General features: G+C 71.5%; 13 protein-coding genes. 3 read left to right on the top strand and 10 right to left on the bottom strand.

The genetic code is table 11. The features are described 5' to 3' along the window. Positions 1 to 96 precede the first annotated feature (96 nt). The 5 genes from C8N24_RS04785 to C8N24_RS04765 all read right to left on the bottom strand — a co-directional run bounded on the left by C8N24_RS04785 (position 97) and on the right by C8N24_RS04765 (position 5986). Positions 97 to 1875: an ABC transporter substrate-binding protein gene (locus tag C8N24_RS04785; RefSeq protein ID WP_121248518.1), complete on the bottom strand. Its 1779-nt coding sequence runs from the start codon at positions 1873 to 1875 to the stop codon at positions 97 to 99. A gap of 207 nt (positions 1876 to 2082) precedes the next feature. Continuing rightward, positions 2083 to 2841 (bottom strand): aldose 1-epimerase, encoded by a 759-nt coding sequence (locus C8N24_RS04780; RefSeq protein ID WP_170178845.1) that lies wholly within the window; start codon positions 2839 to 2841, stop codon positions 2083 to 2085. 95 nt (positions 2842 to 2936) lie between these two features. Next, a complete protein-coding gene (locus C8N24_RS04775; protein ID WP_121248514.1) occupies positions 2937 to 4910 on the bottom strand; it encodes an SDR family oxidoreductase in 1974 nt (657 codons plus the stop codon). Between the two features lie 36 nt (positions 4911 to 4946). Then, positions 4947 to 5681 (bottom strand): crotonase/enoyl-CoA hydratase family protein, encoded by a 735-nt coding sequence (locus C8N24_RS04770; protein ID WP_121252935.1) that lies wholly within the window; start codon positions 5679 to 5681, stop codon positions 4947 to 4949. 35 nt (positions 5682 to 5716) lie between these two features. Beyond that, positions 5717 to 5986, bottom strand: coding sequence for a hypothetical protein (locus C8N24_RS04765; RefSeq protein WP_121248512.1), 270 nt, complete (start codon positions 5984 to 5986; stop codon positions 5717 to 5719). Between the two features lie 28 nt (positions 5987 to 6014). On the opposite strand from C8N24_RS04765, the gene C8N24_RS04760 reads away from it, so the two are divergent. Both C8N24_RS04760 and C8N24_RS04755 read left to right on the top strand, forming a co-directional pair. Next, positions 6015 to 7898, top strand: coding sequence for an ABC-F family ATP-binding cassette domain-containing protein (locus tag C8N24_RS04760; RefSeq protein WP_121248510.1), 1884 nt, complete (start codon positions 6015 to 6017; stop codon positions 7896 to 7898). 34 nt (positions 7899 to 7932) lie between these two features. Then, on the top strand, positions 7933 to 8301 hold the full coding sequence (locus C8N24_RS04755) for an acyl-CoA thioesterase (protein ID WP_211340034.1): 369 nt from the start codon (positions 7933 to 7935) through the stop codon (positions 8299 to 8301). Here the strand turns inward: C8N24_RS04755 and C8N24_RS04750 are convergent. From C8N24_RS04750 to C8N24_RS04740, 3 genes are read right to left on the bottom strand one after another with little or no spacing between them, the layout of a single operon-like run. Continuing rightward, entirely contained in the window at positions 8298 to 9023 is a 726-nt protein-coding gene (locus C8N24_RS04750) for a hypothetical protein (RefSeq protein WP_121248506.1), read from the bottom strand. The genes C8N24_RS04755 and C8N24_RS04750 overlap by 4 nt on opposite strands. 46 nt (positions 9024 to 9069) lie before the next feature. Beyond that, entirely contained in the window at positions 9070 to 10359 is a 1290-nt protein-coding gene (locus C8N24_RS04745) for a sensor histidine kinase (protein WP_121248504.1), read from the bottom strand. After that, complete coding sequence (locus C8N24_RS04740) at positions 10356 to 11018, bottom strand: response regulator transcription factor (protein ID WP_121248502.1); 663 nt, start codon at positions 11016 to 11018, stop codon at positions 10356 to 10358. The genes C8N24_RS04745 and C8N24_RS04740 overlap by 4 nt, the downstream gene beginning before the upstream one ends. Before the next feature lie 84 nt (positions 11019 to 11102). Here C8N24_RS04740 and C8N24_RS04735 point away from each other — a divergent pair, with 84 nt between their 5' ends. Continuing rightward, on the top strand, positions 11103 to 12422 hold the full coding sequence (locus tag C8N24_RS04735) for a hypothetical protein (RefSeq protein WP_121248500.1): 1320 nt from the start codon (positions 11103 to 11105) through the stop codon (positions 12420 to 12422). Here C8N24_RS04735 and C8N24_RS04730 read toward each other — a convergent pair. Further along, positions 12419 to 12988, bottom strand: a complete 570-nt coding sequence (locus C8N24_RS04730) for a YfbR-like 5'-deoxynucleotidase (protein ID WP_147447643.1) — start codon at positions 12986 to 12988, stop codon at positions 12419 to 12421. The two genes, C8N24_RS04735 and C8N24_RS04730, sit on opposite strands and share 4 nt — an antisense overlap. Then, positions 12985 to 13386, bottom strand: coding sequence for a tRNA (N6-threonylcarbamoyladenosine(37)-N6)-methyltransferase TrmO (gene tsaA / locus C8N24_RS04725; RefSeq protein ID WP_121248496.1), 402 nt, complete (start codon positions 13384 to 13386; stop codon positions 12985 to 12987). The genes C8N24_RS04730 and tsaA overlap by 4 nt, the downstream gene beginning before the upstream one ends. Between the last annotated feature and the right edge of the window lie 10 nt (positions 13387 to 13396).

Raw genomic sequence — 13396 nt, 5'->3', positions numbered from 1 at the left:
CCTAAGCGATCCTGAAGCCGACCCTATGCGGGGGTTAAACAAAGCGGCCCCGCAGGGTGCGGGGCCGCAAAGATGGGGGTTAACCCGAATACAGAGCTACTTCAGGGACGTCCAGGAGAGGTCCCACTGCGAGTTGTTCTGCGCGATGACGCCCTGGACGTTCTTGGACTGGATGAGCGCCTGCTTGTCCCAGATCCACGGAATCGCCGCCGCGGTCATCGTGACCTTCTTGTCGACCTCGGCCCACAGCGCGGCGCGCTGGTCGACCGGAGCGACCTCGGCCTCGTCGATCAGCTTGTTGATCTCCGGGTCGTCCAGCTGCGGCCAGTTGGAGTTGCCCTCCGGGAGGATGTTCTTGCCGGCGAACGTCGGCGAGAGCATCGTCTGGCCGTCCGCGAAGTCACGGATCCAGCCCACGTTCGGGCAGACCGCGACGTCGGCCTTCGGGACGTTGCAGTAGCGCGTGTACATGATCTGCGGCTCGACGAGGCGGAGCTGGATGTTGAAGCCCATCTTCGTCAGGTTCTCCTTGACGACCTCAGCCGTCTTGGCGGCCACGCCCGCGTTGGAGCCGACCATCAGGAGCTTCTCGGTGCCCTCGTACTTGCCGGAGGCGAAGCCCGCGGCCTTGAAGTACTTGGCGGACACGTCCGGGAGCGGCGCGCCGTCCGGCGAGAGGAAGTCCACGCCCTCGACGCCCTTGGTGCCACCGGCCTCGTCGAAGCCGGCCGTGCCCGGCGGCAGGAAGTGCGTCGCCATGTCGCCGACGGTCTTGCCACCGCGGGTGAGCAGCAGCGCGTTGCGGTCCATGCCGGCGCTGACGGCCTTGCGGACGTTGACGTCGTCGAACGGCTTGATCGTCGTGTTGAGCGCGACCCAGCGGCCACCGACCGGCTGCGCGAGCTTGATCTGGTCCGGCGTGTTGTCCAGCGCGGACTTGAGGTTCTCCGGCAGCGGCGTGAAGTCGCCGGCGATCATGCTCTGACCCTCGAGGATCTTGCGCGACGCGATGCCGACGTCGTCGTTGCCCTCGAGATTGTCGACCTCGTCGAGGTAGGCCGGCTTGTAGTCCTTCGTCTTGTCCCAGTTCGGGTTGCGGACGAGGTGGATGCGCTTGCCCGGGTCGTAGCCGATCGACTTGCCCGAGGCGTCGTTCTCGATCATGTACGGGCCGGTCGAGAGCTGGTTCTCGCCGTACGTCGACTGCGGCTCCGCGTCGAACTTCTTGGCGTACTTCTCGGGCACGGGCGCCGTCGCCGGGTAGGCGAGCGCGCCCGCGGCCATCACGCCGCCGACGGGACGCTTGAAGTTCAGGACCACGGTGTAGTCGTCGGGCGTGGTGATGCCCTTGATCGTCGAGCCCGGGTCCGCGCCGACCTCGGCGCCTTCGAGGTCGCCGTAGTAGGACGTGGTGAAGCCGTTGGCGACGGAGCTGAAGAAGCCACGCTCGATCGCGTACTTGACGTCCGCGGCCTTGACTTCCTCGTCGTACGGCGGCGAGTACTTGACGCCCTGCTTGATCTTGATCGTGACGGTCTTGCCGTCCTCGGACACCTGCGGCGGGCCCTCGGCGAGGTCGGGCTGCAGCGACACCGGATCATCCGGCTTGTACGAGTACAGCGGCTTCTGCGTCGAGAAGCAGATGAAGGAGCCCATCTGCGAGTACGTACGACCGCAGTCGATGAAGTCGACGTCGCCCGCCCACAGGACGGTGAGCTTGCCGCCGGTCTTCGCCTCGCCGGACGGCGTCGCGTTGCCCTGCTGGGGGGTGTCCCCGCCGCTGTCGCCGCCGTCATCGCCGCCGCCGCACGCAGCAACGCCGAGCGAGAGGGCCGCGAGCACGGCGACCCCGGTGGTCCATGCGGACCTACGCATGTAGAGCGTCCTTTCCTAGAACCTCAAGAAATGCGGCCGCTCCGGGTGTGGCCCCCGCCAACCCGTAAGCCGACCGTCGATCTGCCCAGCACGGTAGCGAGTGAAGGTGTCGTCGAGGGCCAGTACCCCGCGTGCGGGCTTCCTTCCCGGTAAGTGCCGGAAACCCTAGGTGCGCAGCGCCTTCTCACGCGGCGTTCACGGCTTTCGTCAGCGCTCTGACACGGTGTCGATAGTGATGCTGAAGCGAGCGGTGAAGGTCCCGCCCGATGGAACGGAAACCGGTTCATGGCGCAGCCCGTCGGCCGGGGCCGTCATCGGCTCGAAGCAGACGATGTCCGCGATCGCCGGCGCGAACACCTGGGCGTAGCCGAAGCCCTCCTCGAAGGCCACGGCGATCCGCCGTCCGCCACCTTCCACGGCGAACGCACCGGCGCCGTCGACCGTGTAGCCGTCGTCGAAGGTGCGTTGCCCGAGCGGCCCGTCCAGCTCACCCGCCGCGACGCGCTCACCGGTGGGGATGAGGTTGTCGTCGGCGACGATCCGCTCCGCCACCGGGAGCGTGATGCGCCAGTCCGCACGGGGAATCCCGGGGAGCTGGAAGAACGGATGGAAGCCGAACGCGATCGGCACCGGCCGGTCGCCCGCCGTGACCGTCGTCCCAATGGTGAGCGTCGACGGACTGAGCTCCGCGCTGAGCTCGATCCGGTGGGCGAACGGGAACGCGCGGTGCGAGACGTCGCGGGCGGCGACGACCCGCGTCTCGCCCGCCTCGACCAGCGTCCAGCCGGTCACCGCGTCACGCAGCCCGTGCAGCGGCAGACCGTGCTCCTCGATGTACAGGTCCTCGCGCTCGAGCTCGACGGTCGTGCCGTCGAACGCGTAGCGGAACGCGCCGAGCCGGTTCGCCCACGGGTGCAGCAGTGGGACGCCGCGCGCCCAGGGCCGGTCGGGCACGTACGCCGTCACGTCGCCGAGCAGCTCCTCGCCGTCGTGCCGCAGCGATAGGCAATGCAGGGCGTCGGCGGGCGCGAACGTGGCCTCGAGCCCGCCGGAGGTGAGCGTTACCAGTGCACGCCTCGCATCAGATAGGCCAGCGCGGTCGCCTCGCCGGACGCCTTGTCCCCGGCACCGGTCTTCTCGCCCTTGGCCGCGGTCGACTCGGGGAAGACGCGGTACGCGAGGTGCAGGATCTGGTCGACGGCCTTCGGCGCGAGCGCGTACGCGACCTCGCCGAACGTGCCGAGCTTGGTGTTGATCTGCTTCGGCTTGGCCCGGATCGCCTCGCACACGAGGTCCGCGGCCTCCTCCGGGGAGATCGTCGGGAACGAGTCGTACATCTTCGTCGGCGCGATCATCGGCGTGCGCACGAGCGGCATGTGGATCGTGGTGAAGGTGACGTTGTCGCCGATCGTCTCGCTGGACACCACGCGCGTGAACGCGTCCAGCGCGGACTTGGAGGCGACGTAGGCGGAGAACCGCGGCGGGTTCGTCTGCACGCCGATGCTCGAGACGTTGACGATGTGCCCGCCGCCCTGGTCGCGCATGTGCGGCAGCAGGCCGAGCATGAGCTTGACGGGGCTCAGGTAGTTGAGGTGGACCGTGCGCTCGTAGTCGTGGAAGCGGTCGTAGGAGAGCGCGACGCTGCGCCGGATCGACCGTCCCGCGTTGTTGACCAGCATGTCGATCCGCGGGTGGTCGGCGAGCAGCTTCTCGACGAGGTCCTCGATCGCCTCGAAGTCGCTGAGGTCGCAGGGGGCCACGTAGGCCGTGCCGCCCGCGGCCTCGATCTCGGCCTTGGCCTCCTCGAGCTTCTCCAGCGTGCGGGCGACCAGGATCGGGATGCCGCCCGCGGCCGCGATCTTCAGCGCGGCGGCGCGGCCGATGCCGCTGGAGGCGCCGGTGATGACGACCGTCTTGCCGTTGACCGCGCCCTCGAACGAGTGGTCCTTGTAGAGGTCCGGGTCCAGCACCCGCTCCCAGTAGTCCCACAGCTTGTGCGCGTAGGTGGGCAGCGAGGGGACGGTGATCGCCGAGTCGCGCAGCGCGCGCTGGGTGTCGCGCGAGTCGAAGCGGCAGGTCAGCGCGATGTACTCGACGACCTCGTCCGGGATGCCGAGGTCCGCGAGCACGTTGCCGCGGATCTGCTTGAGCGCCGGCAGCTTGAGCGCGAACGACAGCACGCCCTTGGGCAGGTTCTGCAGCGCGCGGCGGTCGATCCGCATGACCGCGCGCGGCGCGTGCCCGGCCTCGGCGAACGTGTTCAGCACCTCGCCGACCCGCTGGCCCTTGGGGTCGACGATGTGGAACGTGTTGTGCTCGAGGTCGCCGGCGTGGGCGATGTGGTCGATCGCCGCGGCCACGTAGTCGACCGGGACGATGTTCGTCCAGCCCCACTCGAGGCTGATCAGCGGGAACCACTCCGGCAGCGCGTGCCGGACCTTCTGGAGCAGCTTGAAGAAGTAGTACGGCCCGTCGATCTTGTCCATCTCGCCGGTCTTGGAGTTGCCGACGACGATGGACGGGCGGTAGATGCGCAGCGGGCTCTTGACCCGCTCGCGGACGAGCCGCTCGGACTCGAACTTCGTGCGGTGGTACGGATGGGCCAGCTTCTGCCCCTCGTCGAACATGTCCTCGGTGAACGTGCCCTCGTCGTAGAGGCCGGCGACGGCGATCGAGGAGATGTGGTGGAAGCGGCCCACCTCGAGGCGGTTCGCGAGGTCGACCGCGTGCTGCGTGCCGCCGACGTTGACCTGCGTGTTGGTCGCCTCGTCGGCGGCCATGTCGTAGATCGCCGCGAGGTGGAAGAAGTGGTCGATCTTCGGCAGCTCGGCTTCGATGCCGAGCCCGGGGAGCGCCAGGTCGCCGATCACGGGCTTGATCCGGTCGGCCTGGCCCCAGCCCTCGACGAGCGTCGCGAGCTTCTCGCGCGAGCCCTCGCGCACGAGCACGTGGATGTCGCCTTCGCGCTCGAGCAGGCGCTCGACCAGGTGGCGTCCGATGAAGCCGGTGGCGCCAGTGACGAAGTAGTTCGTCAACGCTCTCTCCCTCCGTGACCGCTCACGGGCGGGAGCCTACTTTCTTCGGGCGAATCGCTGCGCACCGTCGTGCGCGGTCTGCAGCCGGTCGCGGCCGAGGGCGGCTTCCAGGGCGAGCCCTTCGGCGAGCGGGAGCGTCTCGCCCTCCAGCAGCGCGCGGCGGTCGCTGTTGGTCGTGTCGCGCGGGTGGGCGGCGATCTCGTGGGCGAGCCGCACGGCCGCCGCGACGTGCTCGCCCGGCCCGACGAGGCGCGAGATCAGGCCCATCTGCAGCGCCTCCTGCGCGTCGACGGCGCGACCGGTGAGGATCAGGTCGAGCGCGCGGCCGGTGCCGATCACGCGCGGCAGGCGCTGGGTGCCGCCGTCGATCAGCGGCACGCCCCACCGGCGCTCGAGGCAGCCGAAGGACGACGTGGTGGTCGCGACGCGCAGGTCGCACCAGAGCGCGAGCTCCAGGCCGCCCGCGACGCAGTGGCCGGAGATCGCGGCGATCGTCGGCTTGGGGGAGGGCAGCCGCGTGAAGCCCAGCGGGCCGCCGGGCGCGTCGGGGTCGAGCGTGTCGATCGCCTTCAGGTCGGCGCCGGCGCAGAAGGCCTGGTCGCCCGCGCCGGTGAGGACCATGACCGCGGCGTCGTCGTCCGCCTTGAACCGCTCGAAGGCGGCCAGCAGCGCGGCCGCGGTCTCCCCGTCGACGGCGTTGTGTCGCTCCGGGCGCTCGATGGTGACGAGCGCCGCCGACCCGCTGCGTTGATACGACGCGCGAGGTCGGATGATCGGGGCGGGGCGGAGGGGTTGTGCCTCTTCGCTTACCAACCGCCGCGCACGTCGGCGCGGGCGCGGCGGGCCTTCTCGGCCTTCACGCGGCGCAGACGGCGGTTCTCGAGCGAGTGGTACGCGATCGAGAGGACCAGGATCAGCACCGGGAAGCCGGCGATGATGAAGAAGCCGGCCATGGTCACGACGCGGTCGTTCGTCAGGCCCCACGTGCCCTCGCCGCCGTCCTTGCCGGGATACGCGAGCGCGGCGGGCGCGCTGAGGGCAAGCAGCCAGAGAGTGAGGAACGCCGTACGGACCATGCGGGCATGGTACCTAGACTCACTCGCGATGGCTGTCGTGATCGCGTCCGATCTCGCCAAGGACATGGCGGGTGAGCCCCTGCTGCGGGGCGTGTCGTTCAAGCTCGAGCGCCGGGACCGGCTGACGCTGTCCGGCCGCAACGGCTCGGGCAAGACGACCCTGCTCCGCATGCTCGCGGGAGAGACCGGCGTGGACGGCGGCGAGCTCGCCTTCCAGAAGAACGTGCGCGTGAAGCTGCACGACCAGCGGCCACCGCGCGACCGCGACCTCTCGCTGCGCGACTACGTGCTGTCCGGCTGCCAGGAGCTGCTCGCGCTCGAGGAGGAGCTCGCGTCGCTCGAGGCCAAGATGGCGGACGGCGACATGACGGTGTTCGACGCGTACTCGCGCGCGCAGACCCAGCTCGAGCACGCCGGCGGGTACAACTGGCGCGAGGGCGTGAACGCCACGCTGCACGGCCTCGGATTTCGCGACGAGCACATGGACCGCTCGCTGGAGACGTTCTCCGGCGGCGAGCTCACGCGCGCGTCGCTCGCGCGGGCGCTGGCCGGCGATCCCGACCTGCTGCTGCTCGACGAGCCCACCAACCACCTCGACATCCAGTCGCTGGAGTGGCTGGAAGGGCACCTGCAGACGCTCGACGCCGCCGTCGTCCTCGTCGCGCACGACCGCTGGTTCCTGGAGGCGGTCGGCACGAGCGTGCTCGAGCTCGAGGGCGGGCGCTCGAAGTTCTTCAAGGGCACGTGGTACCAGTGGCGGGCCGAGAAGGCGCAGCGCGAGCTGGCGCTCGGCCGGGCGATCGAGAAGCAGCAGGCGGAGATCGCCAAGCTCCAGCGGTTCGTCGACCGCTTCAGCGCGGGCACGCGGTCGCGGCAGGCCTCGTCGCGCCAGAAGAAGCTCGACAAGATGGACAAGCTCACGACCGACCCCAAGGACAGCAAAGGCCTCGGGTTCGCGTTCAAGCCGCCGGAGCGCTCCGGCCGGGTCGTGTTCGAGCTCGAGGACGGCAAGCTGCAGATCGGCGACCGCGTGCTGCTCGACCACGCCGAGCTGTGGCTCGAGCGCTCCGAGCACGTGACCCTCGTCGGCGGCAACGGCTCGGGCAAGACGACGCTGCTCACGGCGCTGACCGGTGGACGCGAGTTCGACGGGGGCAAGCTGCGGCGCGGGCACAACGTCAAGCTCGGCCTGCTCGCGCAGCACGCCGAAGAGCACCAGCGCGGGCGCACCGTGCTCGAGGCCTGCCAGATCGCGACGGGGCTCACGCCCAACAACGCGCGCTCGCTGCTCGGCAAGTTCCTCTTCAGCGGCGAGGACGCCGAGAAGCCGCTCGACGGCCTGTCCGGCGGCGAGCGCCAGCGGCTGTCGCTGGCCATCCTGGTCAGCAGCGGCGCCAACGTCCTGATCCTCGACGAGCCCACCAACCACCTCGACCTCGAGAGCCGCGAGGCGCTCGAGGAGGCGCTGCAGTCGTTCCAGGGCGCGTTGCTGTTGATCTCGCACGACCGCGCGCTGCTCGACGCGGTCGGCACGCGCACGGTCGCGCTCGAGGACCAGACGCTGCACTCCTACGTCGGCGGCTGGCCCGAGTACCTGCGCGTGCGCGAGGAGCGCGCCGAGGCCGAGCGGGCCGCGAAGCAGGCGAGGAAGGGCGCGCCGGCCGCGAAGGCCGCGCCCGCTCCGGCCGCGGTGAAGACGCCGCCGCGCTCCAAGAACGAGGTCGCGAAGGCCAAGAAGCTCGAGAAGCAGATCGAGCAGGCGGAGTCCGCGCTCGCGGCGCTGGAGGTCGAGCTCGCGGACCCGTCCGCCTGGAACGACCCGCGCTCGGCCGCGAAGTCGACCGAGCGGCACGCTGAGGCCAAGAAGACGCTCGAGACGCTGTACGCCCAATGGGAAGCGGTTGCGGGCTGAGTACCCGCACGTGCTGTCCATCCCCACGCGGTGGATGGACAACGACGTCTACGGGCACGTCAACAACGTCCAGTACTACTCGTACTTCGACACCGTCATCAACGAGTACCTGATCCGCGAGGGCGGCCTGGACATCCACGCGGGCCCGGCGATCGGGCTGTGCGCGGAGTCGCGGTGCGAGTACCACGCCGCGTTGGCGTTCCCGTCCGTGGTGCAGGCGGGCCTGCGGGTCTTGAAGCTGGGCCGGTCGAGCGTCACCTACGAGATCGGGCTGTTCGACGGCGACGCGGCCGAGGCGGCCGCCACGGGCACGTTCGTGCACGTGTTCGTCGACCGCGCGACGCGCCGTCCGGTGGCGATCCCGGACCCGCTGCGCGCCGCGCTTCGTCGCCTCGAGACCTAGCGCGCCCGCTTGGCGACCTTGTCCTTCCACTTGTCGTAGGTCTTCATCTGGACCGCGAGCATCGCCTTCGCCTGCGTCTCGGTCGTGTCGCCGCGCTGGACGGCGTCGTCGTAGGCGTCTTCGAGGAGCCGCTCGACGCGCGTCTTGAGCTTGGTCGGCTCCTTCGCGATCTCGAGCGGGCTCTTGCCGGCCTTGCGTGCCTCGCGGAACTCCGGCTTGCTGACGCCGAACAGGTCTTCGGCGTGCTGGGCGATCTTGGGATCGTGGAAGACGTGGAACAGCACGTGCTGGGCAAGATGGCTCTGGTCGAGGACGTCGTTGGTGCGCGCCAGGAGCGTCGGGTTCGCGCGCTCGCCGAGCAACCCCGCCGCAAGCTTGGCCTGGTCGGGGTAGCCGTGCTGGGCCGCGAGCTGCGCGATCGTGTTGCCGTGCGTCTTGAGGTGCTTGCGCACGTCCTTGCGCGTGACCCCCAGCAGGTCGTACAGCCGCGCCTCGTCGAACGGCAGGAAGTGCTGCATCACCCACGCGTCCTTCGGCAGCCAGTGGGCCTTGGCTCCGGCGGGGGCGTTGGAGTCCGGTCGCATCGCCGTGTGCCCGCCGTGGCTCGTCGTGAAGGCGGCGGGCCGCGGGGCCTCGTGGTCGGCGACGAGGAGGTAGGTGCCGGTCGCGGCGGCGGCGGCGACGATCGCGGGCACGGCGACCCGGCTGAGGAGCTTGAACATGCGGCCCACGGTCGCGCGGCTCCGGCAGGCGAAGGTTCGGAGAAGGTCAGCGCTGTGTAAGGCGGAGGGTGAAGCGCGCGCCGCCACCCGGTGCGTGCTCGGCGCTGACGGTGCCGCCCATCGCCCGCGTGAGCTCCGCCACGAGCGCCAGTCCGAGTCCGGTGCCTGACCCGGGCGGCGCGTACCGGTCGTGCAGGTAGAAGCGCTCGAACGCGCGTGGCAGATCCTCGTCGAGCAATCCTGGCCCGGTGTCCGTGACGGAGACCGCTCCGGGGGTGACGGCCAGCGTGACCGCTCCGCCGGCCGGCGTGACCCGCAACGCGTTCTCGACCAGGTTCGACAGCGCCTGCTCGAGCCGGTCCCGATCACCGCGGGCCGCCCCTGCGCCGCTGCGCGTGAGCCGCACGTCCAGCGCCGCGGCTCGCGCGGCGTGTCGCTCGCGCACGGCTTCGGCGATCGCGGCGAGGTCGAGCGCTTCGTCCTCGACCCGGAACCCGGGCCGGTCGAGCGAGCCGAGCGCGAGCAGGTCGACCACGAGCCGCTCGAGCCGGGCGGCTTCGCGGACGACGACCGGCCCGGCGGACGCCCCGTCGAGTGCGCCGTCCTCGAGGGCCTCGCCCTGCGCTCGCAGCGCGGCGAGCGGCGTCTTGAGCTCGTGGCTGACCGACCGCAGGAACTGCCGCTGCGCCGTCCGGGCCGTGGCGAGGTCGTCCTGCATGGCCGCGAACGCTCGCGCAAGGTCGCCGATCTCGTCGGTGCGCCGCAGGTCCGCCTCGAGCGCCGCGCCGGCGGGCGGTCCCGCCGGGTCCGCGCCGAGCGCACGGGCGGCCGCGCCCAGGCGGCGCAACGGGCGTGCCAGCCGGCCCGCGATCAGCAGCGCGGTCGCGCCCGCGAGGAGCGCCGCCGCGAGCGCGGCGAGGACGAACGCGCTGCCCACCGGAGCGAGGTCAGGGTCCGAGGCGCCGGCGCCGCGGGCGATCAACACCGGCGCGGCGTCGGCGGACCTCCGGCGGACGAAGAGCAGCTCACGGCCACGGCTGGGCACCCGGCCGCGCGCTCGGTCGCCCGGCGCCGCGGCGAGCGCCTCGGCGACGGCGCTCCGCGGCCCCACGCGGGTTGCCCGCCCGTCGCGCAGGATGAAGCGGCGCTCGGGGCCCGTGGGACCGCCTCCGCGGCCGAGCGTGGACGCCACGAGCTCGGCCTGGCGTGCGAGGTTGTCGAGCGCGCGCTCACGCGCGGACCGCACGCTCAGCAGCGCCGCGCCGCTGGCCGTCAGCACGGCCGCGATCAGCGCGACGCCGACGAGCGCGAGCGCGAGCCGCCCGCGCAGCCTCACGCGACGGCCTTGTAGCCCACGCCTCGGACCGTGCGGATCAGGTCCGGACGGCCGAGCTTGCGGCGCAGCTGGGCCACGTGGACCTCGACGGTGCGCGTCGGCGTGTGGAACTCCTCGGGCCAGACGGACTCGAGCAGCGTGGCGCGCTCGACGACCCGACCGCGCTCGCGGACCAGGCACGTGAGGAGGTCGAACTCGCGTCGCGTCAGCTCCACCTCGTGTCCGTCCAGGCGGACCTCGCGCGCGGCCTCGTCGATCTCGATCGGGCCGAGCGTCAGGGCGGACGCGTCCGACCGGTCCGCGCGGCGCAGGACCGCGCTCACACGCGCGACGAGCTCACGGGGTGAGAACGGCTTGCCCACGTAGTCGTCGGCGCCGAGCTCCAGCCCGGCGACCCGGTCGGCCTCATCGTCGCGCGCGCTGATGACGATCACCGGCGTGCGGCCACCGAGCTCGCGCAGCACGTCGAGGCCGTCCAGCGACCCCGCCAGCCCGAGGTCGAGCACCACCAGCGCGATCGGGTGCCGGTGCCGCTCGGCCAGCGCCTCCTCGCCGCTGCGCACCCACACGACCCCGAAGCCGGCCCGCTCGAGGTAGGCCTCGACCGCGCTCGCGATGCCGTGCTCGTCCTCGACCAGCAAGATCGTCCGCCCTCGCATCCACCCCCTAACACACCCGGAGGGGCGGCGATGCGAAACCTCCACCGCACACCGCTGGGTGGACGGGCGCGCGACCTTCGGAGGATGACGCGCAGCGGCCGCCGGGCGAGCCTGACGTGCGTGACCACGTTCAAGACCAGCCGGACGCTGGCCGCCGCACTCGCCATGACGGCGATCGTCGCCGCGCCCGCGTCCGCCGCCGAGCTCACCTACGTCGACCACCACAACGTCTACGTCGAGAACCTCGACGGCAGCGCGCGCCACGCGCTGAGCGCCGACGGCACGGCGGACCGCCCGTACGTGCTCCCGACCGCCGACGAGCAGGGCAGCCTGGCCGCCTTCCAGGCCAACGCGACCACCGGCCAGCAGGAGATCGTCTACTGGGCCTACGGCAAGGGCGAGCCGACGCGCTCGCGGATGCCGCGCACGCCCGGGGACCAGACGACGTCGCCGCCGACCAGCGCGCGCATGCAGCCCGACGGCGCGTCCGTGACGCTCGGCTACACGTTCCTCGCGTTCGGCGATCCCGCCCAGCCCCGCTACGGCCGGACGAACCCGAGCTCGGTGTGGCTGGGCGACGCGACCGCCTCGATCGACTACACCGACATCACCTGGCATCGCGAGCGGCCCGTGGTCGCCCGCGCCGACGGCGCCGTCTACTGGACCGGGCTCACGCAGCCCCTGTTCACGTCGGCCGAACCGGGCACGACCCTCACGTTCCTGGAGATCTCCGCGGACGGCACGCGGATGCTCGTCCGCCGGCGCGCCGCCGACGGCGCCCAGAGCCTCGACCTGTTCTCGTACGCCGGCCAGATCGGCTTCGGCGAGGTGACGAGCGGCTGCTCGATCCCGGTCGGTCCGGGGTTCGCGCGCGGCGCGCTCAGCCGCGACGGCAAGAGCGTCGCGTGGGACGACGGGGCGGGCGTGCACGTCGCCCAGGCCGAGCCCGATCGCTTCGACGGCAACCTCGTCTGCGGCTTGAGCGGGACGCGCACCGTCTCCGCGACGGCCAGCATGCCGTCGTTCTCGGCCGCGTCGACCGAGCTGCCGCCGCCCCCGCCCGGCCCGCCGGCGCCGCCGCCGTCCCCGCCCGCGCCGCCCGTGCCGACCAAGACGCCCGCGTTCAAGCTCTCCGCGCCGGCCAAGCTGAAGGCCTCGGCGCTGCGCAAGGGCGTGAACGTCAACGCCGATGCCCCGGCCGCCGGCACGGTGAAGCTGACGCTGCGTCGTGGCAAGCGCACCGTCGCGTCCGGGAGCGCGACGGCGAAGGCCGCGGGCACGCTCAAGGTCAAGCTCAAAGGCAAGCGCGGCGCCAAGCTCACGGGGACGCTCAAGCTCACCGGGACCTTCACCCCGAAGTCCGGCAAGGCCACGAGCACGTCCGCGAAGATCCGCGTGCGCTAACGCCTGGCCTGGAGCTCGGCGAAGCGGGCGAGGAAGGCGCGCTCGGCTTCGTCGGGCGGCCACGCGACGAGCTCGAGGTCGAGCGCTTCGACGCCGTCGAGCTCCGGCCACTCCCAGGCCACGCCGCTGAGGGCACGGCGCTCGGTGGCGAGCAGGGCGCGGTCCACGCGCTTGATCTCGGGGACGTCGGCTTTGATCCCGAAGCGCTCGCGCAGGACCGACTCGAGGTGGTCCTCGGCCTGCTTGAAAGCGGCGCCGAGGGGGCTGCGGTGCTTGATCGGGTGCGGCATGTCGCCGAGGTAGGCCTCGGTCGCGTCGTGCATGAGCGCGGCGAACACGTCCTCGACGTCGCCGCCGCGCTCCTCGACCAGCTCGGAGACGATGATCGAGTGCTGGGCGACGGAGTAGAACGGCCGGCAGTGGCCGCCGAAGCGGCAGACGTTCGCCAGCGCCCGCGCGATGTCGTGCGGGTCCAGCTGCTCGGGGTCCGGCTCGAACGGGTTCACGAACCGCCCCGACACGGTCTGCAGGTACGGGCCGGGGGCGGGGGGAGAGGGTGGGGTCATCGTTCCTCGATGCTGCGCAGCAACGGCTTGACGTCGACGATCGGCGTGCCGTCGAGCGCTTCCAGGTTACGGACCCGCAGGCGCGCGTCCGCCACCTCGAGCACGGTCACGCGGTGCAGCCCGATCGGGTTCGGGCGGTCCGGCGACCGCGTGTTGAACACGCCCTGCTCGCCGCGCGTGGCGTCACCGCGCGGGACCACCCGCAGGACGTCGCGCGCCGCGCGGTCCAGCCACGTGAGGATGAGGAGCTCGTCGCCGGCCGCGATGCCCTCGAGCCCTTCGACCACGGCGTCGCTGAAGTGCAGCCACGCGTCCGGCGCGCCCTCGTCACCCTGCTTGGGCGCCTCGTCGCGCCCCTTCAGCTCTGACTCGACCAGTCCGATCGGAAGCAGCTCCATGACCTCGTAG

The sequence above is a fragment of the Solirubrobacter pauli genome (assembly GCF_003633755.1).
Classification (GTDB): domain Bacteria; phylum Actinomycetota; class Thermoleophilia; order Solirubrobacterales; family Solirubrobacteraceae; genus Solirubrobacter; species Solirubrobacter pauli.
This window is presented reverse-complemented; position numbering and strand designations above follow the sequence as displayed.

What these genes read in the sequence shown, in the direction of transcription:
- C8N24_RS04760 (WP_121248510.1), top strand. Translation starts at nt 6,015, where the DNA reads ATGGCTGTCGTGATCGCGTCCGATCTCGCCAAGGACATGGCGGGTGAG.
- C8N24_RS04765 (WP_121248512.1), bottom strand. Translation starts at nt 5,986, where the DNA reads ATGGTCCGTACGGCGTTCCTCACTCTCTGGCTGCTTGCCCTCAGCGCG.
- C8N24_RS04735 (WP_121248500.1), top strand. Translation starts at nt 11,103, where the DNA reads ATGACGCGCAGCGGCCGCCGGGCGAGCCTGACGTGCGTGACCACGTTC.
- C8N24_RS04785 (WP_121248518.1), bottom strand. Translation starts at nt 1,875, where the DNA reads ATGCGTAGGTCCGCATGGACCACCGGGGTCGCCGTGCTCGCGGCCCTC.
- C8N24_RS04740 (WP_121248502.1), bottom strand. Translation starts at nt 11,018, where the DNA reads ATGCGAGGGCGGACGATCTTGCTGGTCGAGGACGAGCACGGCATCGCG.
- C8N24_RS04750 (WP_121248506.1), bottom strand. Translation starts at nt 9,023, where the DNA reads ATGTTCAAGCTCCTCAGCCGGGTCGCCGTGCCCGCGATCGTCGCCGCC.
- C8N24_RS04755 (WP_211340034.1), top strand. Translation starts at nt 7,933, where the DNA reads ATGGACAACGACGTCTACGGGCACGTCAACAACGTCCAGTACTACTCG.
- C8N24_RS04730 (WP_147447643.1), bottom strand. Translation starts at nt 12,988, where the DNA reads ATGACCCCACCCTCTCCCCCCGCCCCCGGCCCGTACCTGCAGACCGTG.
- tsaA (WP_121248496.1), bottom strand. Translation starts at nt 13,386, where the DNA reads ATGGAGCTGCTTCCGATCGGACTGGTCGAGTCAGAGCTGAAGGGGCGC.